This window comes from Rhodococcus sp. D-46 (assembly GCF_011290655.1).
Lineage (GTDB): Bacteria > Actinomycetota > Actinomycetes > Mycobacteriales > Mycobacteriaceae > Rhodococcus_F > Rhodococcus_F qingshengii.
Map to the genome: position 1 here is coordinate 319,764 of NZ_JAANTF010000006.1, position 26,451 is coordinate 346,214.

The window sequence follows — 26,451 nt, forward strand, 5'->3', positions numbered from 1 at the left end:
CCCGACCGAGCGATCGCTCGGTATCAGCACTCTCGCACACGCCGACGCGTCGGGTCAACAATCCTCGAGCATTGCCTCGCCCTGATCGAGCCGGCCGGCAACCACCATGTCGCGGTACAGATCGTCCTTGTCCATGAGCTCGTCATGGTTGCCGATGTTGCGGATCCGACCGTCTTCCATGACCACGATCCAGTCGGCGTCACGCACCGTCGAGAGCCGGTGAGCGATAGTCACCACGGCCCCGGTGCGCGCACGTTCGTTGATCGCGTCGACAATCGCGGCTTCGGTGAGCGTGTCGACCTGGGCAGTGGCTTCGTCGAGCAGAAGCAAAGCACTCGGCCGCAGAACTGCGCGCGCCATCGCGATCCGCTGACGTTGGCCGCCCGACAGCGAAGTGGCCGTCAGAGCGGTGTCGAGTCCGTTGGGCAGGGCCTCGATCGCGTCGTCGAGCCGGAGCAAGCGCAGAACGGCCTGGACTTCTTCGTCCGTCGCATCGGGATGGCTGAAGACGACGTTCTCCCGAATCGTTCCGGGCACCACCGGTGTCTCCTGCTCCACGTATGCGAGACTCTCGCGCACAGCGCGGTGATCGAGCGCGTCGTAACCGACTCCATGCAGGAGAACCTCACCCGATCGCGGTTCGACAAATCGCAGCACGGTCGAGAGCAAGGTCGTCTTTCCTGCACCCGACGGGCCGACGATGGCCATGTGCCCACGCGTCGGAATGACCAGCGAGACATCGCGCAACGCCGGCTGGTTCGATCCGTGGTAGCTCACGGTGACGTCGCGCAACTCGATCAGCGGCGCGGCAGCGTTGGTTTTCGCGACCACGTCCACGACCTCGTCGTACTGCTCGGTGGGCAACGACTGCATCTCGCGAATCCGGATAGCTGCCGCGATTCCCGACTGAACGGAGGTCACGTTCTGCGCAAGCTCCGACACCGGCCCCATCAGGGTGAAGGCGTAGAGCAGAAACGCGATGAGCGTCGAGACTGCCATTTCGCCGTCGGCGACTCGCCAGGCACCGAAGCCCAGGATGGCAATGATCGATCCTTGAATGGCGGTCCACGCGACAGTCCACGCGGTTGCCGACACTCGCACCGCCGTGATCGCATGCTTTTTCGCATCGGACGCATTGTTCGTCACCAGAGCCCCGACGCGATCCTCGGCGAGGGAAACCTTGACCGTCCGGATCGCACGCAGGCCACCCTCGAGTACGCCGCCGAGCTGACCGAGCGATTCCTGGGTTCGCGCTTCGGCTGCGGAAATCCGAGGCATCAGAACGGCAAAGAGTATGGAGGCGAACACGATTGCCACCATGGTGACGCCCAACAACGGCAGATCCAGTACGCCCATCAGAACAATCGTTCCGATGGTCAACGCGGCTGCGTTCAGAATATTCACCGCGGCCGACGACGCAGCCTCACGCAGCAGCAAGGTGTCAGACGTGACCCGGGTGACCAATTCACCCACGGATCGCGATTGCAGCGAAGGTACGGTCGCCGCCAGGAATCGCTTCACCAGCGACGACCTGGCGTCGAAGACAACCTTCTCGGCGGCGGTTCCGAGAACGATCCACTGAGCACAACCGAGCACGGCACCGACGATCAGAAGGACGACGAGCGTGAGGATAGGTCCTTTCAGCGACGCACCGGTATCGAGGGTGTCGAGAACCCACTTGGTGACCATGGGCGTTGCCAGCGTCGCCGCGGAGCCGCACAGCGCCAGTACCAATCCGAGAAGGAGCGACGGCAGATGCGGTCGAGCGAACTCCGAGAGGACGCGGAGATTGCTCCATTTCGGTGCGGGCTGAGAAGCGTCGGATTCAAGCATGAATTTATGGAACACGAATGTTCCATAAAGGGCAAGAGAAATTCCGATTCGGAAACACTGGATACCGAAACCGGACACGGCTACGCTTCGGATTCGTGACAACGATCCACAGCGCACCAGAACAAAGCGCGACCCGCGAGCGCACACGGAAGGCCATCCTCGATGCTGCCGTTTCGGTGTTCGCATCCAAGCCTGCTGCGACCCTCAGCGAGATCGCTTCGGCCGCAAAGGTCGGCCGGACCACTTTGCACCGCTACTTTCCCGAACGGTCAGACCTGGTCGACGCAGTCGCGGCCGAGGCCACCCGCGCCGTCGGAGAGGCAGCAGCAGCAGCTCGACTCGGCGAGGGTACCGGAGCCGAAGCACTGGTTCGCCTGTGCCATGAATACTTCGAACTGGCCGACCTCTTGACGGTCCTGTTCTTCACTCCCGGTGTGTATCAAGAAGATTCGTTTGCCGAGTCCGCGTCGAACGACGACTCAGTCACCGATGCCATCGAGCGCGGACACTCCGACGGTTCCATCGACCCCGACATGGGTTCGGACTGGGTGCAGAACCTGCTGTGGTCGCTGCTCTACACGTCGATGGACTACGTGAACCGCGGTTCCGGGACGCGACTACAAGCCTTGGATCTGACGGTTCGCAGCCTCCGCCGCGGAATCGCCCCCGATCCCGCGGTCTAGGTTGTCGGCTGCTTGAACAGCGGCACGCCGTTTGGTCACGCCTAGTTTGCGGTAGATCGAGCGAATGTGAGTCTTCACAGTGGGATAGGCGATGCCGAGGTGCGCAGCGATCTCGTCTGCAGTCATCGTAGTTCGCAGAAAAGTGAGGATCTCTTTCTCACGTTCCGTCAGGACTCCGGCGAGCTTGGCAGAGAGCTGGCCCCGTTTTTCCAGAATCGTGCGTAGGAGCTCCTGGTGTCTCGACCCCTGTGTTGCGTGCGCGTTCAACAGATCGACGATTACCGGATCGCCGCTCAGAAATGGGGCGAGAATCCGCTCGGGGATTGCTTCCGCCAGCGCACGATCCAACTGCTCGTGCGCCTGCGGTCCACGCCCGGCGACGGAGCTCAGGGCGGCAGACGTGACAAGGGTGCTCACCAGCGCATATCGCGGCAGCGCGGCCGAGGTTGCCAAGCGAAGCGCTTGAGCCGACGGTTCCGGATCCCCCATGACTCGGTAGAGCTCCGCGAGAAGCGCGTGAGCGACCGCAGCACCTGTTCTGGTCAGCGTGGGCATTGCGATGCGGCGAGCTTGCTCGTCCTGTCCTTGAGCGTGGGCGAGCCAGGCCGTGGTGACGCGCCGCAGCGTATCCCAAGGAATGCCGTGCTTGTCCGCAGTGCTCACGCCTCGCAGCAGACGAGCGGCGTTGTGGTACCGGTCTTCCCGGTTCAGAGCGATCAGGCTCATTACCAGGTACAGACGGGCGAGCGCCTCGAAGTTGGTTCCGGGACTGCCCTCCTCGATGATCGAGTCGAACTGAGCGATCGCCTCCTCGAAGTCACCACGCCAGTAGGCGATGCACCCTCGATTCGACTGTGGGAGACCGCCTTCGAAGCGTTCCCAGTCGGACGCCACCTCTCGAGCAGGAAGGCCGTCGAGGATCTGTTCGGCTTCGGTGAATATCCCTGCGTGGGTGAGCGCGAAAGCCAAATTGGATTGTGCGAGACGCAACGTCTCCGTACGCGACTGCAACTGCGCCTCGTCGCCGGCCGAGCGAAGTAGCGCGATGGCACGAGGAAGGTCACGACGAAGCCTGATCTCGGTCCACCCGAGGAGGAAGAGCGCGGACGGGTAATCATCCTCGGGCTCACACTGGGCGAGCGCGTGGCGAGCGCGATCGGCGATGACGGCCTTGGTCGAGGTGTCCGGAGCGAGCAGCAGGTCGGTGAAGCAGACGACAAAATCGTCGGACGCCACCCGCAGACCCTGCCCGCGGAGAAACTCAGCGCCGTACGGATCACCGCTGAGATCGCGGCAGCACGCCCGTATCAGCAGGATGTGCGGATCGTGGGGATCGGGATGAGCAAGGCAGAGCTGCTCGAGTTCCCTGGTGTGAGATTCGAGAATCAAACGAAGCCAGTTTTTCCGCAGGACTCGTCGAGCCTGCTCCGCCTCACCAGAGGCGAGTGCGTCACGCACGGCTTCGATCATGTGTCGAAGATACTCGAGACGTTCGATGTCCGTGGAAATCCGGTCTCATCCGCTTCGGATGAGACCGCGATCGAAGCCTGCGGAAACCAGTGAGAATTGCCGGAATCAACCGAAATGCGCTAGTCGGCGGAATCCCGGTGCGCAGGCCTGACACGAAACGGATAAGACACATGAGCTTCTGGGAAAGCCTCGGCTGGATGCTGTGGGCAACCGTCTTCATCGGATATCTCTTCGCGCTGTTCGCGATCATCGCCGACCTGTTCCGCGACCACAAGCTCAGCGGTTGGTTGAAGGCCGTCTGGGTGTTCTTCCTACTCTTCCTGCCCATCCTCACCGCGCTCGTCTATCTCGTCGCCCGCGGCGAAGGGATGACGGAACGCAGCAACAAGGCCGCACGCGACGCCGAGAAGGCCGCCGAATCGTATATCCGCGAGGTCGCGGGGAAGAGCCCCAGCGAGGAGATCGCCGCAGCCGCAGCACTGCTCGAAGCCGGAGCGATCAGCGAGGACGAGTTCGCCGCACTCAAGCTGAAGGTCCTCTCGTGAGTGCCGCGCGTTTCGGCCCCGTCGACTTCTACCTTCTCGGCCTGCCTGGACAGAGCCTCGACCCGGCCGCACTCTCCGCGCTGACCGACCTCACCGACACCGGCCTGGTACGACTACTCGACCTGATCGTCATCTCCAAGTCCGAGGACGGTGAACTCGTCCTCGTCGAGGTCGAGGAGTTGCCGAACGGCTTCGAGATCAACGTCGAGATGCTCGGCGCGTCCGGTCTGCTCGGGCATGAGGACATCACCGAACTCGCGGCAGCCATTCCCACCGGTGCCACAGCGCTGCTGGTCGCGCTCGAGCTGGTCTATCAGCGCGAACTCGCCGCCCGCACCGCTGCGTCAGGCGCGGTGCTACTGGGTTACGAGCGGATACCCGCACCCGTCGTCAATGCCCTCATGGACACGATCATCCCGAAATTGGAGGTCTGACATGCCGTACATCCCGAGACGAGGCCGCCCCGGACTACTGGGCCTCGCCGCCCGCACCGCGGTCGTCACCGGTACTGCGACCGCCGTCAGCGACGGTATGGCCACCCGCCGGCAAAGGAGAGCTCAGACCGACTACGAGCAGGCGCAGTACGAATTCGCCCAGCAGCATGCCGCACTCCCGATGCCCACACCCGCACCCGCGGCCCCGGTCGATCTCGTCGCCGAGTTGCAGAAACTCGGCGACCTCAAATCACAAGGCCTGCTGAGTGAGGCCGAGTTCCAAGCCGCCAAAGCGCGACTGCTCGGCTGATTCACCCCGACAGTGGCGAGGGATTCCCGCGCCCGCTTCCGTACCCGACACCGAATGGAACCCGCTATGTCCACGATCGCCGTCAACGTCCTGAACTTCAATCGGGCAGAATCCGATCTCATGTTCGCTCGCCTGGCCGCGGGCGTCGGCCTGGGCACGTGGAACCACACTCGTGATCTCGGGTCACTCGACAACCAGCCGATCATCCGCCAGAACCGCGACACTCTGTACAGCAGCGCGATCATCGACGTGCGCGAGAACGTCACGATCACGGTGCCCGATACCGGCAAGCGCTACATCTCCGTGTGGGTGGTCAGTCAAGATCATTACGGTCCCGTCATCCTGCGCGACCCGGGAGAGCACCTGCTCACGCGTGAATTGGTCGGGACCGACTACGCCGCACTGATCGTGCGCATCCTCGTCGATCCGAACAGCCCCGAAGACGTCGCCGAGGTGAACCGGTTGCAAGACGCCCTCAACATCGACGGCGGCGGAACGGGAGAGTTCCCGTTGCCCGACTACGACGAGCAATCGCAGACCGAGACCCGCGACGCACTCCTCGCACTCGCGCGTGGCATCACCACGTACGACCATTCATTCGGTACCGCTGCGGAAGTCGATCCGATCAGGCACCTGCTCGGTACCGCATCCGGCTGGGGTGGCCTTCCCGAGTACGAGGCCACCTACGTCAACTTCGACGAACGTCTCCCGGTCGGGGAATACCGTCTCCGCCTGAACGATGTTCCCGTGGATGCGTTCTGGTCGGTCTCGCTGTACAACGCGGCCGGATACTTCGAAGAGAACGCTCTGGGCGTCAACAGCATCAACAGCCTCACGGCCACCCCAGACTCCGACGGCAGCACCACCATTCGCTTCGGGGTCCATCTCGACGGCGTCGCGAACGCACTGCCCATCATGCCCGGGTGGAACTACGTACTGCGCCTGTACCGCCCCCGTCCCTCCGTGCTCGACGGCACCTGGACGGCGCCTCGTCCCGAAGCCCTGCAGCAAAGCGTTCCCCACGCACACACCACTCTCGGGTGACTCGACCTGATCACGGAGGTACAAGCCATGCGTCTGTTATTTCAGCTCGTTTCGCAATGTGTTCTCGGCGCGATCGCGCTGATCGTCGTGCATTTTGCTCTTCCCGGGGTCAGCCTGAGCGTGAACGGCTTCTTGGCCGCTATCGGTGTATTAACCCTCGCACACATGATCCTCGGCCCATTCGTGCTCAGCGTGGCACTGCACTACGCGGCTCCGCTCGCGGGTGGTGTCGGCTTGGTCGCCACACTGCTCGCGCTCTGGGTTGCGACCCTGGTCCCCGACGGTATCGAGATCAGCGGCGTCGGGTCCTGGATCCTCGCCCCGATCATCGTGTGGGTGATCACGGCATTGGGCGGGTGGATCTTCATGGCTCTCGTCATCGACAAGTGGATCAAGAGACGCAATGCCGAAAAGCTCGTGCGCAGTGTGCAGAAGGCATGAATGATCAGTTCGGAAACGGAACCCACAAGGAGTCAGCCATGCCAACTCACCCGCTCGATCGCCGCGTTCTCCTGAAGACCGCTCCGAACTTCCGGGACCTCGGTGGCATTCCTGTTGCGGCCGGCACCGTCCGCGCGGGCGCGCTCTATCGTTCGGCGACTCTGGCGAAACTCGACGGCGACGACCTTGCCGCGGTCGCCGACTTGGACGTCCGGACGGTATACGACCTGAGGACCGCCGCCGAGCGCGACGGCGCACTCGACAATCTCCCTGACTCGACGCGCACAGTCTGGCTCGACGTACTTGCCGACAATGCCCAAAACGCCGCGGCCACTGGACTACTCATGACGGACCCGGTCGCATACGCCGAGACCATCAGCGATGGACGTGGGATCGCACAGATGGAGGAAGCCAACCGCAACTTCGTCAGCCTGCCGTCCGCTCTCGACGCCTATCGCACGTTCTACCTCGACCTCATCGACGAAAAACGCACCGGGGCAGCACTTTTCCACTGCACCACCGGCAAGGATCGAACCGGGTGGGCCGCGACCTCTTTCCTACTCCTCCTCGGGGCCGACGAAGCCGATGTACGCGCCGACTACCTGGAGACGAACACCGATCTGGCCCCCATGACAGAACCGATCCTCGACTTCGCCGCGAGCAAAGGCGTTGACGCAGAAGTGCTACGACCCCTCCTCGGAGTCCGTGACAGCTATTTCGACGCAGCTCTCGACGAAATGCGCACGCACTTCGGCACCGTCGAGGACTACGCAATCAACGGACTGAAGCTCACCGCAGAGCAACTCACCGCGCTCCGCGAGCGGTTCACATCCCGATCGGCCTTCATCAGCGCGACGTGATCGAAGCTCTCGGCGGGCAGGAATCCGTGCCCTCGTCCTGCTTCTTCGGGCGATTGCCCACCCGGGTGACCACGACGACGGCGACGATGTCCACCGCCAAGCCGAGCGCGGTGAACGGAGTGAAGGATTCTCCGAACATCAGTGCACCCCAGACCGCGGTGACGGGGGCGATCAAGAACATCAGGGTGTTGACGGACGTAATGCCGATGCGGCGGAGCAACAGCCAGTACAGCCCGTAACCACCGAAGGTGGACAACACGATCAACCAGAGCAACGCGATCCAGAATGTGCTGACACTCGGCGGTACGGCAGCATCCGAGACGATCGCCAGAGTTGTGAAAACTATTGCGCTGGTTGAGCAGTGGATGACCAAAGCCTGCAGTGGCGGTGTGGACGTGGGAGCGCGTTGCTGGACGAAGGTGGATGCAACCAGGCTGAGCATCCCCAGGAACGGAATCGCGTACGCCCACCACTGCGCCGATGTGCCGGCCCCGGCATCGGCTGCCGTGACCATCACGACGCCGCCCATTCCGATGGCCAACCCGATCCACTGCATACGCGGGACTGCGACACCGAGGACCGGACCGAGCAGTGCGGCAGCCACCAGCGGCTGAATACCGTCGATCAGCGCTGTGGTTCCGGTGTTCACGCCGAGATCGACTGCCCAGTACACCGACAACAGGTAGCCACTCTGGGAGAGCATCCCGATCACCACCTGCCTGCCGAGAGCCCGCGGTGCGGGCATCGTGTTCCGGCGCCGGGCGGAGAGCCAGACAATCGGGAGCAGTACCACCGCGAGCGGGAGAAATCGCCACATCAGCAGTGTGGGGACCTCGGCACTGCCGGCGCCGAGTTTGGCTCCGATGAATCCCGAACTCCAGCACGCGACGAACAGGACCGACAAGGTAGCCGTCACGGCAGATCTCGAGGTCACGATCCGAGGTATACCGATCTGTTTACTCATGAGCCCGACTATACAGATCGGTATACTTTTGTCCATGGCAGAGGAATCCACACCCGAATTGACTCCGAAAGCGCGTCGCATTCTGGAGTCTGCGTCGAAGCTGTTCTACGAAAAGGGGATTCATGCCGTAGGCGTGGATACCGTCGCACTGGACGCCGGGGTCACGAAGAAGACTTTGTACGAACGGTTCGGCTCGAAAGACGGTCTCGTCGTGGAATACCTGAGGGCTCGAGATCGGCGGTGGCGAATCTTTCGCGACGAGAAGCTCGCATCAGCCGGAGCTAGCCGCGCCGAACAGTTGAGTGCGGTATTCGACGCTTCCGCCTCCTGGTCCAAGGCGAGCGGAGGCAAGGGGTGCAGCATGATCAACGCTCACGCCGAGTTCAGCGATCGGTCACACCCGGTGTTCGCTGTCATCGCCGAACAGAAGCAGGAAATGTTGGACGTCTTTCGGCGCATTCTGGCGACGGACGGGCAAGCCGACGAACGTCTCGTCGAGGCAATCATGCTGCTTCACGAAGGTGCCCTCGTCGCAGACGGGATCGGTATCGGCACCGACCCCTTCGGTGCCGGCCGGAACGCAGCGCTCGAATTGCTCAAAAATTCAGACTGATTCGCGCCGTTGCGTCAACAGATCACTCCCCCACCCGTTTCGCCCCCACAGTCACTCCCCCACCCGCTTCGCCCCCACAGTCACTCCCCCACCCGCTTCGCCCCCACAGTCACTCCCCCACCCGCTTCGCCCCCACCATGCGCCTCGCTATCTCCAAATACCTCTCCACCAACTCGTCCGGAGACAACTCACCGTCCGGTCGGTACCAGACCGCGACGGCAACGCACATCGTCACCACGGCTCTGCTGGCGTCCTCGGGATGGTCGGCTTCGAACACGCCCGAGGCGACGCCGTCGAGGACGATCCGGTCCACCTGCTTCTGCTGTTCGTCGCGCTGGGCGATGTAACCAGCCCGGCTGTCGGGCTCCATGCTGCGGATCTCGGAGGAGGCGACGAACGACTGCTCGCGCCGAAACATGTGGAACCGCAACAGAGATTCGATCACCGCGTCGAAGCGATCGGAGGGATCGTCCCCGGCATCGAGTTCGGCGGCGCGGCTTCGCTCCAACAACTCCGTCATCACAACGGTCGCCAGACCGATCAGCAGAGCCTGCTTGGACGGGTAGTGGTGGTAGAGCCCCGGCACCGACAGCCCGGACCGCGACGCGACGTCACGGATCGAAGTCCCGTGATAGCCCTGCTCGACGAACGCCTCCAACGCCGCAGCGAGCGGTTTCGGTAGTCCCAGGTCTTCGTAATCGCGCCAGGACCCGCGTACCGGAAGCTCGTTCGTCATACCGATACCGTAGATCGCTCTTGCGCCGCCGCCGAACACGTCGGAGCCATTGGTTAGAGTCGGTGTTCACCGAAAGACAGGGACCAGTCATGATCCATGTTCGCCACACCGCGGTTGCTGCCGTGCCGGTTGATGTCGCCTTCGACTACATCGACAACTACCGCAATGTCCCGACGTGGATGTTCGGTGTTTCCGAGTTCACCCCGTTCGGAGAGTTCGATCAGGGACTCGGCGCCACGTTCGACGCGGCCATGCAGATCGGGCCGAGCACGTTGCGCTCCAAACTCGAGGTCACCGAGTGGGAGAAGAATCGGATCATCAAGCTGTCCTCGCTCGGCGGTGTATCCAACTCGTCCACGTGGGAGTTCGCTGCGATCGACGATTCCAAGACCGAGCTTTCCGTCGACTTCGCCTACAAACTGCCCGGCGGCATTGCCGGCAAGGCACTCGGCCGATTGATCGGACCGTTCGTCGAAAACGCTGTCAAGAACAGCGAGGAAACACTGCGCCACAGCCTCGAGGAGCAGTTCGCGGCCCGCGGCGAAGGCTGAAACTACCCGCGGTCGCCTTCGAGTCCCAGCGCGTTGGCCCACACCTGAGTAGCCGTCTTGACGACGTCCTCGAACGGGACGGGGTTGCCGTCGGCGCCAGGTTCCTCGGAGACGAATGAACTGTAGGCAAGACGGCTCACCATCGCCGACAGTGCTCGGGAAGCCAACAGCGGGTCCAACGAGGCGTCTGCCTTGCCAGCTGCTTGCAAGCGTTCGATGGCTCGGGCATTACGAGAAATGAAGGTCTCGGCTCTGTCCCGACGCAGTTTCGCGAAGGCCGGATCGATGTGCGATACCTGCTCGAGCAGACCCATCAGTTTGGCGTTGCGGCGAAAAGCCGTCAGGTAGGCACGGTTGCTCGATTCGAGGACCGCATACGGATTGTCGACGTCGCGGACCCGTCCCATGCCTGGGTGCAGCATGTCTTCCTGCGCGACGTCGAGAACTGCGGCGAAGATCTGCTCTTTGTTGTCGAAGTAGGTGTAGAACGTGCCGGTGGAGCAGTTCGCTTCCTTGGTGATGTCCGTGAGACGGGCGTCGAGATACCCTGCGCGCTCGAACACCGTTCGAGCCGCTGCGACCAGAGAAGCCCTGGTCCGGACGCCGCGGGCAGTCACCGGCAGGTCACGCAGAAGCTCCGTCGCAGCCATGGATGGTGGCGGACGGTCTTCCCAGTTCTCCTGAGGTTCGGCGCGAGAGGTCACCAGCTACTTATACGGCAAAGCCGGCGACATCTCGGCATCGGCGTCAGGTGATGGTGATTCCTCCGTCGACGGCGATGGTCTGACCGGTGACGTATCCGCCGGCCTCGGACGCGAGCCACACCATGGTGGCCGCGAGCTCTTCCGGATCGCCCATGCGGCCGAGGATCAGGCGCGGAGCCATCGCGTCCAAGTAACCGTCGTTGTATTGGTCTGTCATTTCCGACTTGAAGAAGCCGGGCGCGATCGCGTTGACGCGAATGCCCTTGCGCGTTCCCCACTGCTGTGCGAGGTCGCGGGTCAATCCGACGACGCCTGCCTTGCTCGCCGCATAGGCGGCCTGCGGGAGTCCGGCGGTCGTCAATCCGAGAATGCTCGAGATGTTGACGATGGAGCTGCCCGGGAGCATCACGCGGCCGCAGGCCTGCGCTGCCCAGTAGGACCCATTGAGGTTGATGTCGATGACGGCGCGGAACTGGTCCGGGGTCTCGCGGGTCGCCGGAACGGCAGTTCCGACGCCGGCATTGTTGACCAGCACGTCCACGCGGCCGAACTTCTCCATCGCGGCGTCGACCATGTTCTGAGCCTGAGCCGGATCGACGATGTCGGTGGCCACGCACAATGCTTCGCGGCCTGCGTCACGCACGAGCTTGGCCGTGTCTTCGAGCTTGTCGACGCGGCGAGCAGCGAGGACGACGTCCGCGCCGGCCTCTGCTGCGGCTTTCGCGAACGCCACCCCGAGGCCCGACGACGCACCGGTCACGATGACCACTCGATCGGTCAGAGAGAACTTGTCGAGAACAGACATGCGCGGTGATGCTCCTGTGTCGTCGGGTTCGGGAAGTGGCGGTTGCAGTGACGTATCGACTGCAGTTGCGAAATTACAGGCCGAGATCGCGGCCGATGAGTTCCTTCATGATCTCGTTGGATCCGGCCCAGATCTTGGTGACGCGGGCGTCCATCCACGCGCGAGCGGCGCGGTACTCGGTCATGAAGCCGTAGCCACCGTGCAACTGAACGCAGTGATCGAGGACCTCGTTCTGCACCTGCGCGGTCCACCACTTAGCCTTGGCGGCGTCGATGGCGGTCAGCTCGCCGGCAGCGTGTGCCGCGACGCAGTTGTCGACGTAGGCCTGGGTGACCTCGATGCGGGTGACGAGATCCGCGAGAAGGAATTTGTTCCACTGCAGCGAGCCGATCGGCTGACCGAAAGCCTTGCGGTCCTTGGCATATTGCAGCGTCTCTTCGAGGATCGGAGCGGCGTGCGCGATGTTGGACACCGCAGCGCCGACGCGCTCCTGCGGCAGCATTTCCATCATGTGGATGAAGCCGCGGTCGATCTCACCGATGATGTTGGTGGACGGCACGCGAACGTTCTCGAAGAACAGTTCGGCGGTATCGGACTCGTGCTGGCCGACCTTGTCGAGCTTGCGTCCGCGCTCGAAGCCTTCCATGCCGGTCTCGACGGCAAAGAGGGTGATGCCCTTGGACTTCTTCTCGGGACTGGTCCGAGCCGCCACGATCACGAGGTCGGCGTTGTAGCCGTTGGTGATGAAGGTCTTGGAGCCGTTGATGATCCAGTCGTCGCCGTCCTTGACCGCAGTGGTCTTGAGCGAGGCGAGGTCGGATCCACCGGAAGGCTCGGTCATGCCGATGGCCGTCAGCATCTCACCGGTGCAGAACTTGGGCAGCCAACGCTGCTTCTGCTCTTCGGTGGTGAGCTGAACGAGGTAGGGAGCAACGACGTCGGCGTGAATGCCGAAGCTCGAGGCAACAGCTGCACTGGCGCGCGAGAGCTCTTCGGCCAGAACCGCGTTGAAGCGGTAGTCGCCGGCTTCGCTTCCGCCGTACGCCTCCGGAACCTCGAGTCCGAGGAAGCCGTTGCGTCCCGCTTCGAGCCAGATTTCACGATCGATGAAGCGCTGGTCGATCAGCTTCTCTGCGACCGGAAGGATGTTCCGGTTGACGAATTCGCGAGCAGATTCGCGAAATGCCTCGTGATCGGGTCCGTACAGAGTGCGACGCATGACGAGTTGCTTCCTTTCGGCGTGGCAATGCCACACGTAACGATGTTCCTAAGCATTCGCTTAGAATCTAAGCACCTGCTTATAGTGAATCGAGAGCGGGATATTGTCAACATCGAAATCCGTCACACCTGGAGGAAACCGTGAGCGATTCACCTGACGTGGTGATCAGCCCCTCCAAAGCTGCGGCCCGTATCCGCGCGGCAGCCGTGGACGCTTTTGCCTCTGCCGGCTACGGCGGCACCACCACCCGTGACATCGCCGCGCGACTCGACATGAGTCCCGCCGCCATGTACCCGCACTACCGCTCGAAAGAAGAGCTGCTTTTCGCGATCAGCTTCGAAGGCCACACCGAAGCGTTGAAGGTGGTCGAGGGCGCCGACCGACCTGGTGAAGAACCGTCCGTTCGTTTGCAGGAACTGATCAGCACCTTCGCCAGTTGGCAGGCCGGGCACCATTCACTCGCTCGCGTTGTCCAGTACGAACTCACTGCCCTCACACCAGAGCACTACCGAACCGTCGTCGCGCTTCGCCGCAGCACGACGCGGGTGGTCCGGGAGGTTGTCGATGCCGGCGTGCAGTCGGGCGATTTCACGATCCCTGATGCCGAAGGCGTCACCCTCGCCTTGATGTCCCTGTGCGTCGACGTGTGCCGCTGGTTCCCGGCCGGCAACTACACGAATCCGGAAGACATCGGAAAACTGTACGGAGACCTGGCATTGAGGATGGTGGGCGCCGCCCGAATCAGGTGACGCCGACCGCAGAAAGGACTCGGCCAGTGGCCAACCGCACCTATCTCTACTCGACCCCTGTTGCCCCGCATGAGAATCCGGCTGCCGCTCGCACCCGTGGACTCAAAGGAATCTCGGAGTGGTCGTACGCGATACCGCTGGTCCCCCGGATCCTTGTGTCCGTGAATCCGCTCCCCCGCCAGTCGATCATCTGGGACGACACCCCCGACCTGATCGCGGTCACCGCGCCCTGTGGTCCTGGTATCGCCCGGCTCGAAGACTTCCTCGGCCGCATCGATCACCCCGAACTCGGCACGATGGCCGGCGATGCGCTGCGTTTCCTGCACAGCCACACCGAACCCGACCACTACTTCGTCCTCGAGTGCGGCGAGATCTTCGACATGGACGACGAACCGTTCGCCGAACAGGGCACGGCCCTGATTACCGGTCTGGCGGACATCGACGCCGAGATGGAGGCGGCGCTGGCCACGCTCGCACCCGTCAAGCCAAGCTTCTGGGAGCGACTGTTCACGCCGACTCAGGAGAGCGTCGAGGAACCGCTACGCGAGCTCGGCCTCGGTTACTGGTCCGAGACCCTGTACTTCGATCTCGACGTCCCGCGATAGGAGCCGATCAGTCCGAGATCTCACCCAACCGACGCTCCAGGTAGGCCCGCTCCGGTTCCGTACCAACGAGTTTCAGAGCTTGTCGGTACGCGGATGCCGCTGCGTCGGTGCGCCCCAACCGCGCGAGCAGTTCGGCGCGTGCAAGGTGATACGGGTGGTAGTCGGTAAGTTTGGGCTCCGCTGCCAGTTCTTCCAAAGCTGCCAGCCCAACCTCCTCGCCGTCGCGCATCGCCAGCGCCACTGCCCTGTTGACTGCGACGACGGGCGAAGGCGTCAACGTGAGAAGCACTCCGTAGAGCGCGCAGATCTGCGGCCAGTCGGTGCTCTCCACATCTGCGGCCTCGTCGTGCAATGCGGCGATGGCGGCCTGCACCCCGTACGGCCCCGGCGCTCCCCCGGTCAACGCGACTACGACGAGGTCGCTGCCTTCCTCGATCATCGGCTGGTCCCAACACCCGCGATCCTGGTCTTCGAGGAGCACGATCCCGCCGGCGGCGTCGGTACGGGCATCCCGACGCGCGTGGACGAGAAGCATCAATGCAAGCAACCCGGCGATCTCGCGCTCATCGGGAAGCAATGCGCGCAAGATCCTCGCCAGCCTGATCGCCTCCACCGCCAGGTCGACGCGTTGCAGATCCGGACCCGAACTCGCTGCGTACCCCTCGGTGAACACCGAGTAGATCACCTGCAGAACACCGGGCAAACGTTCCGGGAGTTCTTCGGCGCTGGGAGTGCGGAAGGGAATCCGAGCCTGACGGATTTTCTTCTTCGCGCGCACGATCCGCTGCGCCATCGTCGCCGAAGGAACGAGGAAGGCCCGAGCGACTTCGGGCGTCGTCAACCCGCCGAGGCAACGCAAGGTGAGTGCGATTCGGTCGTCCTCGGCCAGCGCTGGGTGCGAGCAGGTGAAGAACAGCTGCAACCGCTCGTCGGGAAGTTCTCCGTCGACCGTGGGCGGCGCCGGGTCGGCACGATCGGCGTCCACCTGCATCACCGCCAAGCGCGCCGCATAGGCCTGATCACGACGAAGCCTGTCGACAGCTTTGCGACGCGCCGTGGTCAGCAGCCAGGCACCGGGTTTGGCGGGCACACCGTCCACGGGCCAGTGCACCAACGCGGACTCGACGGCTTCGGAGGTGACTTCCTCGGCAAGATCCAGATCACCGAAGCGGCGGACGAGCGAGGCCAAGAGTCGTCCGCGTTCCTCCCGGAACACTGACTCGATGGAGTTCTCGGCCTGCTCGTCCACGGCGAATCAGTCCCCGAACCCGGCCAGTGGACGCACCTCGACGCTGCCGCCGTCGCGCGCGCCGGGGCACCGCGCGGCCCAGGCCAGCGCCGCATCCAGATCAGGGACGTCGATGACGTCGTAGCCGCCGAGGATCTCACGGGTTTCAGCGAAGGGTCCGTCAGTGACGGTCTTTTCTCCGGACTGCGAGACCCGAACCGTCGTCGTAGTCGTCAGATCGGCGAGGGCATCGCCGGACACCCAGATGCCGGCATCCTTCATTTCCTTGTCGTATTGCTGCCAGTCCTCGAACGTGCACTGGGGTTCGGTGTCTCCGCCGGGTGCGGTGTAGATGAGCAACATGTACTTCATGACTGACTCCTTGGTCTGTTGTTTTTCTTGCGGCTTTCCTGCCCTACAACATGACGACGAACGGTTCTCCCCGGAATCGACAGGCGACTCGAAAAAACTTTTGGCGAGTTCGGCCGAGGCGCTGCCGTTAGGCTGAGTGTATGACCGAACGCGACCGGGACGCCGCTGGGAAACCCCTCAATTCGCGGCCCCGTGACGGACTCGGACGTCCACTGCCACGCGACGCAGCGGGCGGTGTCCCGCGCATTCCGGACGATGTACGCCTGCCACCAGACGAGTCGATCACCGAGGCGCAGCGCCTCCTCGACCACGGCATGCCTTTCCACGCACACGAGATTCTCGAAGGAACGTGGAAAAGCGCGCCGCCCGAGGAACGTGACCTGTGGCAGGGACTGGCTCAGTTGGCGGTCGGGCTCACCCATCTGCTTCGGGGCAACAACACCGGCGCCGTCTCACTCCTCGGCCAGGGTCACGACCGCATCAGGCACTACGAGGTCGAGAGTCCGCACGGCCTCGATATCCCCGGTCTACTGACGTGGTCCGAGCACCTGCTCGCCGAAATCGATCGCCCCGGCGATTTCCCCGCCCCTCCGATTCCGAGGTTGAGAATCCCCTGATGCCCATCTTCCCCATGTTTCCGCTCGGCTCCGCTTTGCTACCGGGTGAGGTGTTGCCCCTGAACATCTTCGAACCTCGGTATCGCGCACTGGTCGAGAACGTTCTCGAAGCTGCCGACGGCCCACTGTTCGGAGTAGTGCTCATCGCTCGTGGCCACGAGGTCGGTGGCGGCGAATCACGTCACGACGTCGGCACTCTGGCTCGGATCGAGTCTCATGTCGCCATGGGTGCCGGGCGGTATCAGTTGTATTGCCGGACCGAAGACCGCATCCGGGTCAATCGATGGCTGCCAGACGATCCCTACCCACTTGCCGAGGTCGAATTGTGGCCGGACGAGAACAACGGAACACCAGTCACTGCTTACGAATACGACTCGCTCCTCGAGCGCATCGAGTTCATGTACGGAATGCTGGGAAAGCTCGCACTTCGGGCCGGCGAACAGACTCCGCGAATGCCCGTCCCACCGGATCCCTTGGATCCGCTGGGTTCTCGGCTGTATGCCCTCGCCAGGAGCATTCCAATGGGTGACGCCGATCGCCTGGCGATTTTGACCGCGCCAGGCGCCGACGAACGTATTCGCACACTCTCGGAGGCAGTCGAGAACACCATCGAGGTCGCGCAGTTCAATCTCCTCTGAGCGCAACTACGCCATCGTCTGACCCATGTCGATGACGATCTTCGTCCCGGTGACCGCGCGGGAGAGGTCCGTCGCGAGGTAGACGACGGCGTTGGAGATGTCCTCGACGGTGGTGCGCGGGACGGACGTGAGCGGCCACTTGTACGAGTTCATGTACTCCGGATGAGTAGTGAGTACCTTACCGACGTTGGGATCGTTGCCCATCTCGGTCTCCACCGCGCCAGGGTGGATGCTGTTGACTCGAATGTCGAAGCTTCCCAATTCCGTTGCAGCAGTACGAGCCAAACCCACGAGGCCGTGCTTGGCCGCCGAGTAGTGCGCGCAGCCGGGCGCTTCGGCGACGCCGGCAGCACTGCTCACAATCACGATGGAACCACCGTTGCCGGCTTCGATCATTGCAGGAACCGCAGCTGTCATCGTGCGCCAGACACCATTGAGATTGATGTCCACCAGCGTCGACCACTGTTCTTCAGGCATCTCCCAGAAACGGTTCCACGTAGCGATGCCCGCATTGGCAATCACGACGTCGAGGCGACCGAACTTGTCGACGCCCGACGCCACCGCCGCCCGCAGCGCCTCGAGGTCACGGACGTCCGCTACAGCGGTGACGATCTCGCGCCCCTCCGCTCGCACGAAACGAGCCGTTTCGTCGAGGTCGGCTTCAGTCGCGGCCGCGTAACCCACGTCTTCGGACACCGACGCGCACACGTCGACAGCGATGACGTCTGCACCTTCCTGCGCGAGTCGAATCGCGTGATTGCGTCCCTGACCCCGCGCTGCACCGGTGATGAAAACGACCTTGCCTGCCAACAGTTGTGTCATGGCCGGGACGTTAGACGCTGATGTGGCCCGCTGCCTCCGAGTTCCCGCTCGACGGGAATCAACCGTCGACGATGACGACGTGAAGATTCCTCGGACCATGGACACCTTCGACGCGCTCGAGTTCGATGTCGGAGGTCGCCGACGGGCCGCTGATCATGGTGGTGGGGCGCTCCGGTGTCAGCTTCGCAATCGCCTCCGGCACTCCCACTTCCACACTGCTGCGATACACGACGCAGATGTGTGTGTCCGGTACCAGTGTCAACGCACGGCGTCCCTGTGATGGACCGGCGTCGAGGAAGATGGTGCCGGTTTCGGCGCACGCTACCTTCGAGCCGGTGACAACGGCGTCGAGGTTCTCGAGTTCAGGAGCCGGTACGTCCGGGCTGTCCACCACCAGCGTTCCGTCGAATCCGGCCACCCATGATCGGTCGAGGCCGGCGGGGATCCCCAGAGTGTGTAGTCCGCGCCCTTTCAGTATTCCGGCGACGGCCTCGGCGATTTCTGTTGCAGCGCAATGGTGAACGTGCGCCTTGTAGTCCACCAGACGGTCGACGAACAAATCGATGAGTTCCTCGTCGGACATGGTTCTGCCAGTCCGGTAGTTTCGCGGTATCTCGCCTTCGCGGGCGGGCGCCAAGGTGATGGCATCACGAATGCGTCCGAGCACCACTTCACGTGAATTCATCTGTCCGCCTTCCCGTCACGACGAGCCTCGTCCAATGCCGCGCGGCCTTCGTCGGAGTCCCACCAGGATCGGAAGGTCTGCTTGGGCGGTGCGGGAATGTCTCTGGCAGCTGTCCAACCGTTCAATGGAGGTGGCAACGTAGAGATCTTCCCTTTCCTGCCGGCCACGACGCGTCCGAGCCCGGCAGCTTTCTGAGCCAACGTCCACCGGCCCTCGGTCGACATCGCCAGAGAGGCGGCTTTCATCGCCAAAGACTCTGCCGTGACACCGGATTGCTCGACCTTCTGGTGCCGCAATTCGACGAGCAGCGAGGGTATGTCGATCTTGACCGGGCAGGCGTCGAAGCACGCACCGCACAGACTCGAGGCAAAGGGAAGCGTCGAGTTGGGATCGTCTTTGCCATGCATGCCCGCGAGCTGCGGAGTCAGCACCGCGCCGATCGGTCCCGGATAGGTCGATCCGTAGGCGTGACCGCCGGTGCGCTCGTAGACCGGGCACACGTTCAGACACGCCGAGCACCGTATGCAGCTCAGGGCTTCCCTCCCGATCTTGTCGGCAAGCGCGGCAGTCCGACCGTTGTCGAGGAGGACCAGGTGGAACTCCTGTGGACCGTCGTCGGGCGTGACGCCGGTCCACATGGAGGTGTACGGGTTCATCCGCTCCCCCGTCGAGGACCGCGGCAGCAGTTGCAGGAAGACCTCCAGATCCTGATACGTCGGCAGAATCTTCTCGATGCCCATCACGGTGATCAGTGTTTTCGGCAGCGTCAGGCACATTCGCCCGTTGCCCTCCGACTCCACGACGGTCAGAGTGCCCGTGTCCGCGATGCCGAAATTGGCGCCGGAGACGGCGACCGGCGTCGTCATGAACTTGTGGCGCAGAAACTTTCGTGCAGCAGCGGCAAGTTCGGCCGGGTTCTCCCCGAGGTTGGGGTCGACATCTGGCATCTCACGAAGGAATATCTCCCGAATCTCGGACCTGTTGCGATGGATCGCGGGAACCAGGATGTGCGACGGTTTGTCGTGGCCGAGTTGGACGATCAATTCCGCGAGATCGGTCTCGTAGGCGGTGATTCCGTGGGCTTCGAGATGCTCGTTGAGACCGATCTCCTGCGTGGCCATCGACTTGACCTTGATGACCTCGTCGGAGCCGGTGGCTTTGACAAGTTCGGTCACAATGGCGTTGGCCTCGTTGGCATCCGCCGCCCAATGCACATGCCCACCGCGCGCGATGACTGCAGCCTCGAACTGTTCGAGCAGTTCCGGCAACCGCGCCATGACGTCGGCCTTGATCGCCGAACCCGCGTCACGCAGCTCTTCCCAATCGGGCAGCTCTCCAGTCACGTTGATGCGCTTGGCACGGATGGTGTGCGTCGCCTTGCCGATATTGCGTCGCAGTTGCGCGTTGGCCAGCTCGTGATGTGCTGCGACGGGGAATTTCTCAGTACCTCGCAGGAACCCTGCACCCTCGGGCGACCTCGGCGGGAAGCTGGGCAGACCCAGCGTCACAGCGCTCATGCGTGCACCCGGCTTTCCACCGACGCCAGAATCTCCGCGAGGTGAATGGTCTTGGCGCCCATCTGCAGTCGCGACATACCGCCGCCGATGTGCATGAGGCAGGACGAGTCTCCGGCGCTGCAGAATTCGGCGCCGGTGTCCGCAACGTGGCGAATCTTGTCCGCCAGCATGGCCGTCGAAGTCTCCGCATTCTTGATGGCGAAGGTGCCGCCGAATCCACAGCAGGAATCTGCTTCGGGGAGTTCGACCAGATCGATGTCGCGGACGTTGCGCAGCAACTGAAGTGGCTTGTCCCCCACCCTCAACATGCGCAGTGAGTGACAGGTCGGGTGATAGGTGACTCGGTGCGGGAAGTACGCGCCCACATCGGTGACCCCGAGAACGTCCACGAGGAATTCGGAAAGCTCGTACGTCTTTGCCTTCACGGTCTGCACCTGTCCACACAGCGACGCGGTGCCGTAGCGCTCGGCGACCATCTCGTGTTGATGACGGACCGAGCCGACGCACGACCCCGATGGTGCGACAACGGCGTCGATCGACGCATCGCCGAAAGTATCGGCGTAGTTCGCGACCAGCGGCAGTGCTCCCGGCTGATAGCCGGTATTGACGTGCATCTGCCCGCAGCAGGTCTGCCCGGACGGAAACACGACGTCGTGCCCGAGACGGGTGAGCAGGAGGGCGGTGGCCTTGACGGCGTCGGGAAACATCGTGTCCCCGATGCAGGTGGCGAACAGCGCTACTCGCATGTGGTTCCCCGCAATCTGTCGGTGTGGTCTGACCACAGTAATACATCCCCGGACAGGCCACCCCATAAACGGCGTCCTCCCGGTTATGCTCTTGCCTCATGCCGACCGAGCCGAGCCCGCGAGCGTGGGAACAAGTACTGAGCCACCTCGAACGTCGGCTCGTTTCAGGCGAGGTGTCTCCTGGCCAGCGCCTGCCGGGAGAGAGAATTCTGGCAGCAGAGTTGGGCGTCGGACGGTCATCGGTCCGAGAAGCGTTGCGGGTCATGGAAGCACTCGGCCTCCTCAAGGCGCAGACTGGATCCGGCCCGACGTCCGGCGCGATGATCGTCGCCAAACCGACCGGCGGCATGACCATGCTGATGCGGATGCAGGTTGCAGCACAGGGCTTTCCGGTCTCGGATGTGGTGAAGACACGACTCGTTCTCGAATCCGAGGTGATGCAATCCCTGGCATCGCGGACTCCGACGCCCGACCTCCGCGCGGCCGTCGAACTGCTCGACTCGATGGAGGACGCAGCTCTCTCGGCCGAGGAATTCTTGCTACTCGACGCACAGTTCCACGTGGCGCTCGCCGACGCGGCGGGCAATCAGGTGATCGCAGCCATGATGACCGGCCTGCGCGAGTCCATCGAGGCCTACGTTCTCGCGGGCGTCCAGATCGACAGCTGGCCGAGCACCTGCATGCGACTGCGTGACGAACACCGAGGATTGGTGGATGCGGTCAACGCGGGTGACGGCGAACTCGCACGTCAGCGCATAGTCGGACACATCCGCGGTTACTACTCGGAAAGCGCCCACTCCGGCTGGTGACAGGGGGTGGTAATTGCGCCTCCAGAAGTCGTGTACTGTTGGTTTCACACCGACGCGGGGTGGAGCAGCTCGGTAGCTCGCTGGGCTCATAACCCAGAGGTCGCAGGTTCAAATCCTGTCCCCGCTACAAAGAAGAGGCCCGTAGGTTGCGAAAGCGACCTACGGGCCTTTTGCTGTGCGCCTTTATTAACCGCCGGGGGTTAATAAAGGCGCACAGCAGTGGTTCACACCACCACGTTGTGAAAATCGATCTCTGCGACCAGCATGCCCGAGAACCACCGATCCAGGTCCTCGTCGGTGACGGACTCGGGCATGGCGTCCACTTCGCACGCCAGCACTGCCACCTGAGACACGAACGGCGGAGCGACATGCATGTCCACCCAGTCCTGCAACGCTGGTTCGCGATCTACCTTCACTGCCGCCGCCTCCCGGCACCACGACAGATACAGGGTTTCCGCGGCGTACATGCCCACCAGCGCCGCCGCCCTGCCCTCTTCGCGAGCGAGAGTCAAGGCGTGCGTCGACAGCACGGCCGACTCCTCGACCAGCGCCGCTGCGTCACCCTCGTACGGGAAGCGGGAACGCAACTGCGCGAAATACTCGCGCTGCTCGCCCACCAGGTTCGACATCGACGTCACGTGGTCGAGCGCGTCGTCGAGCGTCGGGGATTCGGCGACCACCAACCCCAACACCTTGACGGCCGTCAGTACAAATGCCTCTTCGATCACGAGGTACCGGCGGAATCCCTCATCACTCAACGTCCCGCCGATGGTGTCCTCGATGAATGGAACCGCCCGCGCGGCAGCGAGATTACTCTGCTGCCGCGCGAGCAGGTCTGAGGAGCGACTCATTCGCCGGCGACCCAACTGATCAAGCCGTCGAACAGGTCGGTGTATCCGGGCCACTGCTCACAGAACTCCGGCGGAGCCCAGTGCGGCGAGCAGTCCGAGGTGAAGACGATCGACCGTCCGGCGCCGTATTCACCGGCAGCGACAAGCGGATCGCCGTTGATGGTGGCGGGAACCACGGCACCGTCCTTCGCGACGACGCGGTTGTATCCCAGGAGCGCCGGCCAGGAATCGCCGGCACCACCGAGAGCCGGGTGAGCAGCATCGACGACGGTGGGAACGATCCCAGCCGGTGTCTCGACGCGATCGTCTTCGGCCAGCATCGTCACGGGCAGTACCTCGGCGATCGCGGTCTGGCGGAAAGCTGCTCGCGCCTGGAACCCGGAGAACGAGAGGTAACCACCGATCATCATCAGTGAGCCGCCGGCGTTCACCCAGTCACGAAGCGCGACAAGGCGATCCTCGCCGGCGCGGAACTGGTCGAACACGCCGGGAGCCAGCTGCAGCGAGTTCGCTCCGATGTCGGAGAGTACGACGACGTCGAACTGCGACAGTGCTTCTGCGGTACCGGGGAACTGCGTCGGCACCAGGTGTGCGGGCATGTGTGTCACGTCGTGGCCACGTGAGGTGAGCGCATCCCGAAGCGGGCCGACTCCCTCGACGTAGGAATGGACACTGAACTCGTCGACGCCCTTGACGTGCGTCGACGTCGTCATCCAGCTCTCGCCGGCGATCAGTACTCGTTTACCCATGACTGCTTCTGTTTCCTTTCGCGGCCTGCTCGAAGAGCGACCTCGGGTTGTCTCGCATCAATGCGGACACTTGCTGGGGATCTACGCCTGCGCGCACCAATCGGGCGGCGAAGGCGAGTGGTACGTAGGAGAATCCGTTTCCGCCGTGCTTTCTGAGCATTGATTTGAGGAAGAGGTCGTGACTGAGCAGGAGCTGTGATGCGTGACCGGAGGTGACCAATCCGGCTACCGCAGTGGCTGTTTCCGCCGGATGCGGAGAAAGACCCTCGCCGGGGAAATCGAAAGGCATCCCGATCATGTCGAACTCGAGAAAGACACCGCGGTCGGCGAGCGATCGTTGGTAGTCGGCGTCGTGTCCGGACGGGTCCATGTGGCACAGGACCACTGCTTGCGGATCGACGCCCATCTCGTCGACCACGATGTCGACGACGTGATGTCCCACGCGCTGCCAGCCCGGAAGGTGGACGAACAGGGGCACGTCCACCTCGCGCTGGGCGATGCATGCCGCCCGCAACGCTTTCGCCTCGTTCTGAGTGAAGAGCGGGGAGACTCCGATCTCCCCGATCACGCCAGGAGCCAATTCCTTTGCCGGATCGAACTCCTCGACGAGCGAACCTGCCAGATCGTCGACACCGAGTTCGTGGACCTCGACCGGATGGGTCGTCTCGAGGTACCACCCTGAACCCATGATCACTCGCACGTCTGACTTTCGCGAGAACTCCGCCAACTTCTCCGGTGCCCGGCCCAGTCCCGGCGGTGTCAGATCGACGATCGTCCGACCACCGAGGCGGGCGAAGTCCGCAAGGTCTTCCACCACGGCCGATCCGTCGTCGACTCGACAATTGTCGAGACTGTAGTACGGATTGTCGTGAAGAAGCCAGGCATCCTCGGCGCGTACCGGACCGGCCAACCGCTGTGCCACAACCGGATCCGGGGCCTCGGTGTACGCACCGGTGACGTCGTTGTGCAGATGTTCGTGTGGGAGAACCAGTCCGAGTTCCGAGCTGTCCACAGTTCCCGTGACAGTACGAACCTTGCTCATGAGCGTGCGGGCCCCGACGGTGCGGACTGCAGGTGTCGCCACAGCGCGCTCAGCGTGTGTCCGCGCATGTTGATCCAGATGGCCAGTAGCAGAACGACACCGGTGATGATCGGCGTCAGGAACGGGCTCACGCCGAGCAGGGTCAATCCGTTGGCGATGATTCCGGTCAGGACGGCGCCGATGACGGTACCGATCACGGTGCCGCGACCGCCGAAGAGATTGGTGCCACCGAGAACCACCGCGGTGATCACGGTGAGCTCGAATCCCGTTGCGGAGTTGGCCGAACCCGAGCCCAGTCGAGCCGCGATCAGCAGTCCCGCGATGCCAGCAGCCAGGCCGGTGAAGACGAGCGTCATCATGAGCACACGACGCGTGTTGACACCGGACCGTCGTACGGATTCGACGTTGGAACCGATACCGGTGACGTAGCGCCCGAAGCGCATGCGGTTGAGCGCAATTGCTCCGATGACCACGACGACGAGAGCAATCCAGGCGCTGGCGGAGAACCCGAGGAATTCCGAAGTTCCGAGCTTCGCGAAGTAGGTGTCGGCCGGAACCGGAACGGAGAATCCTTCGGTCCGATACAGCGCGATACCGCGAATGACGGACATCGTCGCCAGGGTCACGATGAACGGCGGAATACCCTGATAGGCAGCGAGCCATCCGTTGACCAGGCCCCAGGCCGCACCCATCACCGGGGCGGCGACGAAGACCAGGGACGAATCGACGCCGGCCTGGATAAGCTCGGCACTCATCGCCGCGACGAACGCGACGATCGCACCGACGGACAGGTCGATCTGACCTGCCGTGATCACGAAAGTCATCGCCACCGCGATGATCAGAACCGGAGCGATCTGGGTTGCCAGGTTCGACAGGTTCGTGAATGTCAGGAACGACGACGTGGTCGCCGAGAAGACGGCTGCGACAGCAACTGTCACCGCCAGCATCGCGAGGGTGGGCTTGTTGACGCTGTCCCACAAGGAGGGTTTCGCGGCGAGCTTGCGCTCGATCGGCGCCTGGGTCTTCTCGAGAGTGGTCATGCCGTGGCTCCCTGTGTTGCTGCCGATGTCCGTTGCGGCACCGGAGTTCGAGTGATGAGTCCGACGAGGGACTCGATGTTGAGGTCGCCGATCGGAACGTCGTCGACACTCTGCCCCTCGTACATGACCGTGATTCGGTCACACACGCGGAACAGGTCCTGCAGGCGGTGTGTCACGAGAATGACGCCCACGCCGGCCGCTGCGACGTCCGTGATCAGCTTGAGCACCGACTCGACCTCGGCGACGGCAAGCGCTGCGGTGGGCTCGTCGAGGATCAGTACGTCTGGGCGGAAGGAGACTGCGCGGGCGATCGCGACGGTTTGCCGCTGTCCGCCGGACAGTTGCCCGATCTCCTGGTAGGTCGACTTCACCTTGACATGCAGGTCGGCAAGAATGTGAGCCGCCTTCTCGTGCATGGCATGCCGGTCGAGGAAGGGGCCTTTTCGCGGTTCTCTGCCGAGGAACAGGTTGCTGGCGACGTCCAGCGTGTCGCACAGAGCCAGATCCTGGTAGACGATTCCGATCTTTTTCTGCTGGGCGTCGAGAGGCGTCGAAAAGCGCACTGGTTCACCGTTGACGCGCATTTCGCCGCCGTCGTGCTGAACCGCACCGGCGAGAATCTTCATCAGAGTGGACTTACCGGCGCCGTTGTCGCCGACCACTCCGAGTACTTCACCCTTCGCCAGCCGAAGGTCCACTCCTTGAAGGGACTTCACCGGTCCGTACGACTTGGTGATGCCCGAGAGTTCGATCAGTGGAGGTGCCATGA

General features: G+C 63.1%; 32 protein-coding genes and 1 tRNA gene. 15 read left to right on the forward strand and 18 right to left on the reverse strand.

Annotated elements, in window-relative coordinates; all coding sequences use genetic code 11:
• Positions 1–54 precede the first annotated feature (54 nt).
• Positions 55–1,833: an ABC transporter ATP-binding protein gene (locus tag G9U53_RS17245; protein ID WP_007729612.1), complete on the reverse strand. Its 1,779-nt coding sequence runs from the start codon at positions 1,831–1,833 to the stop codon at positions 55–57.
• Positions 1,834–1,928: 95 nt separating this feature from the next.
• Here G9U53_RS17245 and G9U53_RS17250 point away from each other — a divergent pair, with 95 nt between their 5' ends.
• Entirely contained in the window at positions 1,929–2,516 is a 588-nt protein-coding gene (locus G9U53_RS17250; RefSeq protein ID WP_030537226.1) for a TetR/AcrR family transcriptional regulator, read from the forward strand.
• On the opposite strand, the gene G9U53_RS17255 is transcribed toward G9U53_RS17250, so the two are convergent.
• Entirely contained in the window at positions 2,451–3,986 is a 1,536-nt protein-coding gene (locus G9U53_RS17255; protein WP_042923949.1) for a LuxR family transcriptional regulator, read from the reverse strand. The two genes, G9U53_RS17250 and G9U53_RS17255, sit on opposite strands and share 66 nt — an antisense overlap.
• A 170-nt stretch (positions 3,987–4,156) precedes the next feature.
• Between G9U53_RS17255 and G9U53_RS17260 the strand changes: the two genes are divergently transcribed.
• The 6 genes from G9U53_RS17260 (at position 4,157) to G9U53_RS17285 (ending at position 7,620) form a co-directional block, all read left to right on the forward strand.
• A complete protein-coding gene (locus G9U53_RS17260; protein WP_030537228.1) occupies positions 4,157–4,531 on the forward strand; it encodes a PLDc N-terminal domain-containing protein in 375 nt (124 codons plus the stop codon).
• A complete protein-coding gene (locus G9U53_RS17265) occupies positions 4,528–4,965 on the forward strand; it encodes a DUF6325 family protein (RefSeq protein WP_058037617.1) in 438 nt (145 codons plus the stop codon). Before G9U53_RS17260 ends, G9U53_RS17265 begins: the two co-directional genes overlap by 4 nt.
• Position 4,966: 1 nt before the next feature.
• Positions 4,967–5,275 carry an SHOCT domain-containing protein gene (locus tag G9U53_RS17270; protein WP_058037616.1) on the forward strand — a complete coding sequence of 103 codons (309 nt, stop codon included), beginning with the start codon at positions 4,967–4,969 and terminating at the stop codon, positions 5,273–5,275.
• 66 nt (positions 5,276–5,341) lie between these two features.
• The gene (locus G9U53_RS17275) at positions 5,342–6,319 is read left to right on the forward strand and encodes a DUF1214 domain-containing protein (RefSeq protein WP_030537231.1); all 978 of its coding nucleotides are present in this window, start codon (positions 5,342–5,344) and stop codon (positions 6,317–6,319) included.
• A gap of 27 nt (positions 6,320–6,346) precedes the next feature.
• Positions 6,347–6,760: a phage holin family protein gene (locus G9U53_RS17280; protein WP_058037615.1), complete on the forward strand. Its 414-nt coding sequence runs from the start codon at positions 6,347–6,349 to the stop codon at positions 6,758–6,760.
• 38 nt (positions 6,761–6,798) lie between these two features.
• The gene (locus tag G9U53_RS17285) at positions 6,799–7,620 is read left to right on the forward strand and encodes a tyrosine-protein phosphatase (protein WP_242692582.1); all 822 of its coding nucleotides are present in this window, start codon (positions 6,799–6,801) and stop codon (positions 7,618–7,620) included.
• Here the strand turns inward: G9U53_RS17285 and G9U53_RS17290 are convergent.
• Positions 7,607–8,584: a DMT family transporter gene (locus G9U53_RS17290; protein WP_207624346.1), complete on the reverse strand. Its 978-nt coding sequence runs from the start codon at positions 8,582–8,584 to the stop codon at positions 7,607–7,609. The genes G9U53_RS17285 and G9U53_RS17290 overlap by 14 nt on opposite strands.
• A gap of 34 nt (positions 8,585–8,618) precedes the next feature.
• Between G9U53_RS17290 and G9U53_RS17295 the strand changes: the two genes are divergently transcribed.
• Positions 8,619–9,197 carry a TetR/AcrR family transcriptional regulator gene (locus G9U53_RS17295; protein ID WP_165638954.1) on the forward strand — a complete coding sequence of 193 codons (579 nt, stop codon included), beginning with the start codon at positions 8,619–8,621 and terminating at the stop codon, positions 9,195–9,197.
• Positions 9,198–9,306: 109 nt separating this feature from the next.
• On the opposite strand, the gene G9U53_RS17300 is transcribed toward G9U53_RS17295, so the two are convergent.
• A complete protein-coding gene (locus G9U53_RS17300) occupies positions 9,307–9,933 on the reverse strand; it encodes a TetR/AcrR family transcriptional regulator (protein WP_030536574.1) in 627 nt (208 codons plus the stop codon).
• An 89-nt stretch (positions 9,934–10,022) separates the two neighbouring features.
• On the opposite strand from G9U53_RS17300, the gene G9U53_RS17305 reads away from it, so the two are divergent.
• The gene (locus G9U53_RS17305) at positions 10,023–10,484 is read left to right on the forward strand and encodes an SRPBCC family protein (RefSeq protein WP_003940411.1); all 462 of its coding nucleotides are present in this window, start codon (positions 10,023–10,025) and stop codon (positions 10,482–10,484) included.
• Between the two features lie 2 nt (positions 10,485–10,486).
• Here the strand turns inward: G9U53_RS17305 and G9U53_RS17310 are convergent, their stop codons facing one another.
• From G9U53_RS17310 to G9U53_RS17320, 3 genes are all read right to left on the reverse strand, one after another.
• On the reverse strand, positions 10,487–11,134 hold the full coding sequence (locus tag G9U53_RS17310) for a TetR/AcrR family transcriptional regulator (RefSeq protein ID WP_007730038.1): 648 nt from the start codon (positions 11,132–11,134) through the stop codon (positions 10,487–10,489).
• A gap of 97 nt (positions 11,135–11,231) precedes the next feature.
• Positions 11,232–11,993 (reverse strand): SDR family oxidoreductase, encoded by a 762-nt coding sequence (locus G9U53_RS17315; protein WP_003939707.1) that lies wholly within the window; start codon positions 11,991–11,993, stop codon positions 11,232–11,234.
• 73 nt (positions 11,994–12,066) lie between these two features.
• Entirely contained in the window at positions 12,067–13,212 is a 1,146-nt protein-coding gene (locus tag G9U53_RS17320) for an acyl-CoA dehydrogenase family protein (RefSeq protein WP_007730036.1), read from the reverse strand.
• Positions 13,213–13,352: 140 nt separating this feature from the next.
• Here G9U53_RS17320 and G9U53_RS17325 point away from each other — a divergent pair, with 140 nt between their 5' ends.
• Together G9U53_RS17325 and G9U53_RS17330 are read left to right on the forward strand one after the other, a co-directional pair.
• Positions 13,353–13,961: a TetR/AcrR family transcriptional regulator gene (locus G9U53_RS17325; protein WP_030536572.1), complete on the forward strand. Its 609-nt coding sequence runs from the start codon at positions 13,353–13,355 to the stop codon at positions 13,959–13,961.
• A 26-nt stretch (positions 13,962–13,987) separates the two neighbouring features.
• A complete protein-coding gene (locus G9U53_RS17330; protein ID WP_081558465.1) occupies positions 13,988–14,566 on the forward strand; it encodes a hypothetical protein in 579 nt (192 codons plus the stop codon).
• Positions 14,567–14,573: 7 nt separating this feature from the next.
• Here G9U53_RS17330 and G9U53_RS17335 read toward each other — a convergent pair whose 3' ends face one another.
• On the reverse strand, positions 14,574–15,815 hold the full coding sequence (locus G9U53_RS17335; protein WP_118606953.1) for an RNA polymerase sigma factor: 1,242 nt from the start codon (positions 15,813–15,815) through the stop codon (positions 14,574–14,576).
• Positions 15,816–15,821: 6 nt separating this feature from the next.
• Positions 15,822–16,166, reverse strand: a complete 345-nt coding sequence (locus tag G9U53_RS17340) for a YciI family protein (RefSeq protein WP_007730031.1) — start codon at positions 16,164–16,166, stop codon at positions 15,822–15,824.
• A 140-nt stretch (positions 16,167–16,306) separates the two neighbouring features.
• On the opposite strand from G9U53_RS17340, the gene G9U53_RS17345 reads away from it, so the two are divergent.
• Both G9U53_RS17345 and G9U53_RS17350 read left to right on the forward strand, forming a co-directional pair.
• Positions 16,307–16,783 (forward strand): DUF309 domain-containing protein, encoded by a 477-nt coding sequence (locus G9U53_RS17345; protein WP_003940372.1) that lies wholly within the window; start codon positions 16,307–16,309, stop codon positions 16,781–16,783.
• Positions 16,783–17,421, forward strand: coding sequence for an LON peptidase substrate-binding domain-containing protein (locus G9U53_RS17350; RefSeq protein ID WP_003940076.1), 639 nt, complete (start codon positions 16,783–16,785; stop codon positions 17,419–17,421). The genes G9U53_RS17345 and G9U53_RS17350 overlap by 1 nt, the downstream gene beginning before the upstream one ends.
• A 6-nt stretch (positions 17,422–17,427) precedes the next feature.
• Here G9U53_RS17350 and G9U53_RS17355 read toward each other — a convergent pair whose 3' ends face one another.
• From G9U53_RS17355 to G9U53_RS17370, 4 genes are read right to left on the reverse strand one after another with little or no spacing between them, the layout of a single operon-like run.
• The gene (locus G9U53_RS17355; protein WP_165638955.1) at positions 17,428–18,243 is read right to left on the reverse strand and encodes a mycofactocin-coupled SDR family oxidoreductase; all 816 of its coding nucleotides are present in this window, start codon (positions 18,241–18,243) and stop codon (positions 17,428–17,430) included.
• A gap of 58 nt (positions 18,244–18,301) precedes the next feature.
• Complete coding sequence (locus tag G9U53_RS17360) at positions 18,302–18,928, reverse strand: LUD domain-containing protein (RefSeq protein ID WP_075834469.1); 627 nt, start codon at positions 18,926–18,928, stop codon at positions 18,302–18,304.
• The gene (locus tag G9U53_RS17365) at positions 18,925–20,445 is read right to left on the reverse strand and encodes a LutB/LldF family L-lactate oxidation iron-sulfur protein (RefSeq protein ID WP_047272064.1); all 1,521 of its coding nucleotides are present in this window, start codon (positions 20,443–20,445) and stop codon (positions 18,925–18,927) included. The genes G9U53_RS17360 and G9U53_RS17365 overlap by 4 nt, the downstream gene beginning before the upstream one ends.
• Positions 20,442–21,191: a (Fe-S)-binding protein gene (locus tag G9U53_RS17370; RefSeq protein ID WP_162114553.1), complete on the reverse strand. Its 750-nt coding sequence runs from the start codon at positions 21,189–21,191 to the stop codon at positions 20,442–20,444. The genes G9U53_RS17365 and G9U53_RS17370 overlap by 4 nt, the downstream gene beginning before the upstream one ends.
• Positions 21,192–21,289: 98 nt before the next feature.
• On the opposite strand from G9U53_RS17370, the gene G9U53_RS17375 reads away from it, so the two are divergent.
• Both G9U53_RS17375 and G9U53_RS17380 read left to right on the forward strand, forming a co-directional pair.
• Positions 21,290–22,000 (forward strand): FCD domain-containing protein, encoded by a 711-nt coding sequence (locus G9U53_RS17375; protein ID WP_165638956.1) that lies wholly within the window; start codon positions 21,290–21,292, stop codon positions 21,998–22,000.
• Positions 22,001–22,053: 53 nt separating this feature from the next.
• Positions 22,054–22,127 (forward strand) — tRNA-Met (locus G9U53_RS17380).
• 97 nt (positions 22,128–22,224) lie between these two features.
• On the opposite strand, the gene G9U53_RS17385 is transcribed toward G9U53_RS17380, so the two are convergent.
• Genes G9U53_RS17385 through G9U53_RS17405 form a run of 5 tightly spaced genes read right to left on the reverse strand, consistent with a single transcriptional unit; the run spans position 22,225 to position 26,449 of the window.
• Positions 22,225–22,851, reverse strand: coding sequence for a TenA family protein (locus G9U53_RS17385; protein WP_058037937.1), 627 nt, complete (start codon positions 22,849–22,851; stop codon positions 22,225–22,227).
• Positions 22,848–23,600: a glutamine amidotransferase gene (locus tag G9U53_RS17390; protein WP_003939869.1), complete on the reverse strand. Its 753-nt coding sequence runs from the start codon at positions 23,598–23,600 to the stop codon at positions 22,848–22,850. The genes G9U53_RS17385 and G9U53_RS17390 overlap by 4 nt, the downstream gene beginning before the upstream one ends.
• A complete protein-coding gene (locus G9U53_RS17395; RefSeq protein ID WP_007730025.1) occupies positions 23,593–24,684 on the reverse strand; it encodes a phosphotriesterase in 1,092 nt (363 codons plus the stop codon). The genes G9U53_RS17390 and G9U53_RS17395 overlap by 8 nt, the downstream gene beginning before the upstream one ends.
• Positions 24,639–25,682, reverse strand: a complete 1,044-nt coding sequence (locus tag G9U53_RS17400) for an ABC transporter permease (RefSeq protein WP_007730024.1) — start codon at positions 25,680–25,682, stop codon at positions 24,639–24,641. Before G9U53_RS17400 ends, G9U53_RS17395 begins: the two co-directional genes overlap by 46 nt.
• On the reverse strand, positions 25,679–26,449 hold the full coding sequence (locus G9U53_RS17405) for an ATP-binding cassette domain-containing protein (RefSeq protein WP_003939830.1): 771 nt from the start codon (positions 26,447–26,449) through the stop codon (positions 25,679–25,681). Before G9U53_RS17405 ends, G9U53_RS17400 begins: the two co-directional genes overlap by 4 nt.
• Between the last annotated feature and the right edge of the window lie 2 nt (positions 26,450–26,451).

What these genes read in the sequence shown, in the direction of transcription:
- G9U53_RS17345 (WP_003940372.1), top strand. Translation starts at nt 16,307, where the DNA reads ATGACCGAACGCGACCGGGACGCCGCTGGGAAACCCCTCAATTCGCGG.
- G9U53_RS17290 (WP_207624346.1), bottom strand. Translation starts at nt 8,584, where the DNA reads ATGAGTAAACAGATCGGTATACCTCGGATCGTGACCTCGAGATCTGCC.
- G9U53_RS17255 (WP_042923949.1), bottom strand. Translation starts at nt 3,986, where the DNA reads ATGATCGAAGCCGTGCGTGACGCACTCGCCTCTGGTGAGGCGGAGCAG.
- G9U53_RS17385 (WP_058037937.1), bottom strand. Translation starts at nt 22,851, where the DNA reads ATGAGTCGCTCCTCAGACCTGCTCGCGCGGCAGCAGAGTAATCTCGCT.
- G9U53_RS17375 (WP_165638956.1), top strand. Translation starts at nt 21,290, where the DNA reads ATGCCGACCGAGCCGAGCCCGCGAGCGTGGGAACAAGTACTGAGCCAC.
- G9U53_RS17340 (WP_007730031.1), bottom strand. Translation starts at nt 16,166, where the DNA reads ATGAAGTACATGTTGCTCATCTACACCGCACCCGGCGGAGACACCGAA.
- G9U53_RS17260 (WP_030537228.1), top strand. Translation starts at nt 4,157, where the DNA reads ATGAGCTTCTGGGAAAGCCTCGGCTGGATGCTGTGGGCAACCGTCTTC.
- G9U53_RS17270 (WP_058037616.1), top strand. Translation starts at nt 4,967, where the DNA reads ATGCCGTACATCCCGAGACGAGGCCGCCCCGGACTACTGGGCCTCGCC.
- G9U53_RS17275 (WP_030537231.1), top strand. Translation starts at nt 5,342, where the DNA reads ATGTCCACGATCGCCGTCAACGTCCTGAACTTCAATCGGGCAGAATCC.
- G9U53_RS17370 (WP_162114553.1), bottom strand. Translation starts at nt 21,191, where the DNA reads ATGCGAGTAGCGCTGTTCGCCACCTGCATCGGGGACACGATGTTTCCC.
- G9U53_RS17285 (WP_242692582.1), top strand. Translation starts at nt 6,799, where the DNA reads ATGCCAACTCACCCGCTCGATCGCCGCGTTCTCCTGAAGACCGCTCCG.
- G9U53_RS17350 (WP_003940076.1), top strand. Translation starts at nt 16,783, where the DNA reads ATGCCCATCTTCCCCATGTTTCCGCTCGGCTCCGCTTTGCTACCGGGT.
- G9U53_RS17245 (WP_007729612.1), bottom strand. Translation starts at nt 1,833, where the DNA reads ATGCTTGAATCCGACGCTTCTCAGCCCGCACCGAAATGGAGCAATCTC.
- G9U53_RS17280 (WP_058037615.1), top strand. Translation starts at nt 6,347, where the DNA reads ATGCGTCTGTTATTTCAGCTCGTTTCGCAATGTGTTCTCGGCGCGATC.
- G9U53_RS17315 (WP_003939707.1), bottom strand. Translation starts at nt 11,993, where the DNA reads ATGTCTGTTCTCGACAAGTTCTCTCTGACCGATCGAGTGGTCATCGTG.
- G9U53_RS17310 (WP_007730038.1), bottom strand. Translation starts at nt 11,134, where the DNA reads ATGGCTGCGACGGAGCTTCTGCGTGACCTGCCGGTGACTGCCCGCGGC.
- G9U53_RS17360 (WP_075834469.1), bottom strand. Translation starts at nt 18,928, where the DNA reads ATGAATTCACGTGAAGTGGTGCTCGGACGCATTCGTGATGCCATCACC.
- G9U53_RS17405 (WP_003939830.1), bottom strand. Translation starts at nt 26,449, where the DNA reads ATGGCACCTCCACTGATCGAACTCTCGGGCATCACCAAGTCGTACGGA.
- G9U53_RS17295 (WP_165638954.1), top strand. Translation starts at nt 8,619, where the DNA reads ATGGCAGAGGAATCCACACCCGAATTGACTCCGAAAGCGCGTCGCATT.
- G9U53_RS17300 (WP_030536574.1), bottom strand. Translation starts at nt 9,933, where the DNA reads ATGACGAACGAGCTTCCGGTACGCGGGTCCTGGCGCGATTACGAAGAC.
- G9U53_RS17400 (WP_007730024.1), bottom strand. Translation starts at nt 25,682, where the DNA reads ATGACCACTCTCGAGAAGACCCAGGCGCCGATCGAGCGCAAGCTCGCC.
- G9U53_RS17320 (WP_007730036.1), bottom strand. Translation starts at nt 13,212, where the DNA reads ATGCGTCGCACTCTGTACGGACCCGATCACGAGGCATTTCGCGAATCT.
- G9U53_RS17365 (WP_047272064.1), bottom strand. Translation starts at nt 20,445, where the DNA reads ATGAGCGCTGTGACGCTGGGTCTGCCCAGCTTCCCGCCGAGGTCGCCC.
- G9U53_RS17355 (WP_165638955.1), bottom strand. Translation starts at nt 18,243, where the DNA reads ATGACACAACTGTTGGCAGGCAAGGTCGTTTTCATCACCGGTGCAGCG.
- G9U53_RS17390 (WP_003939869.1), bottom strand. Translation starts at nt 23,600, where the DNA reads ATGGGTAAACGAGTACTGATCGCCGGCGAGAGCTGGATGACGACGTCG.
- G9U53_RS17305 (WP_003940411.1), top strand. Translation starts at nt 10,023, where the DNA reads ATGATCCATGTTCGCCACACCGCGGTTGCTGCCGTGCCGGTTGATGTC.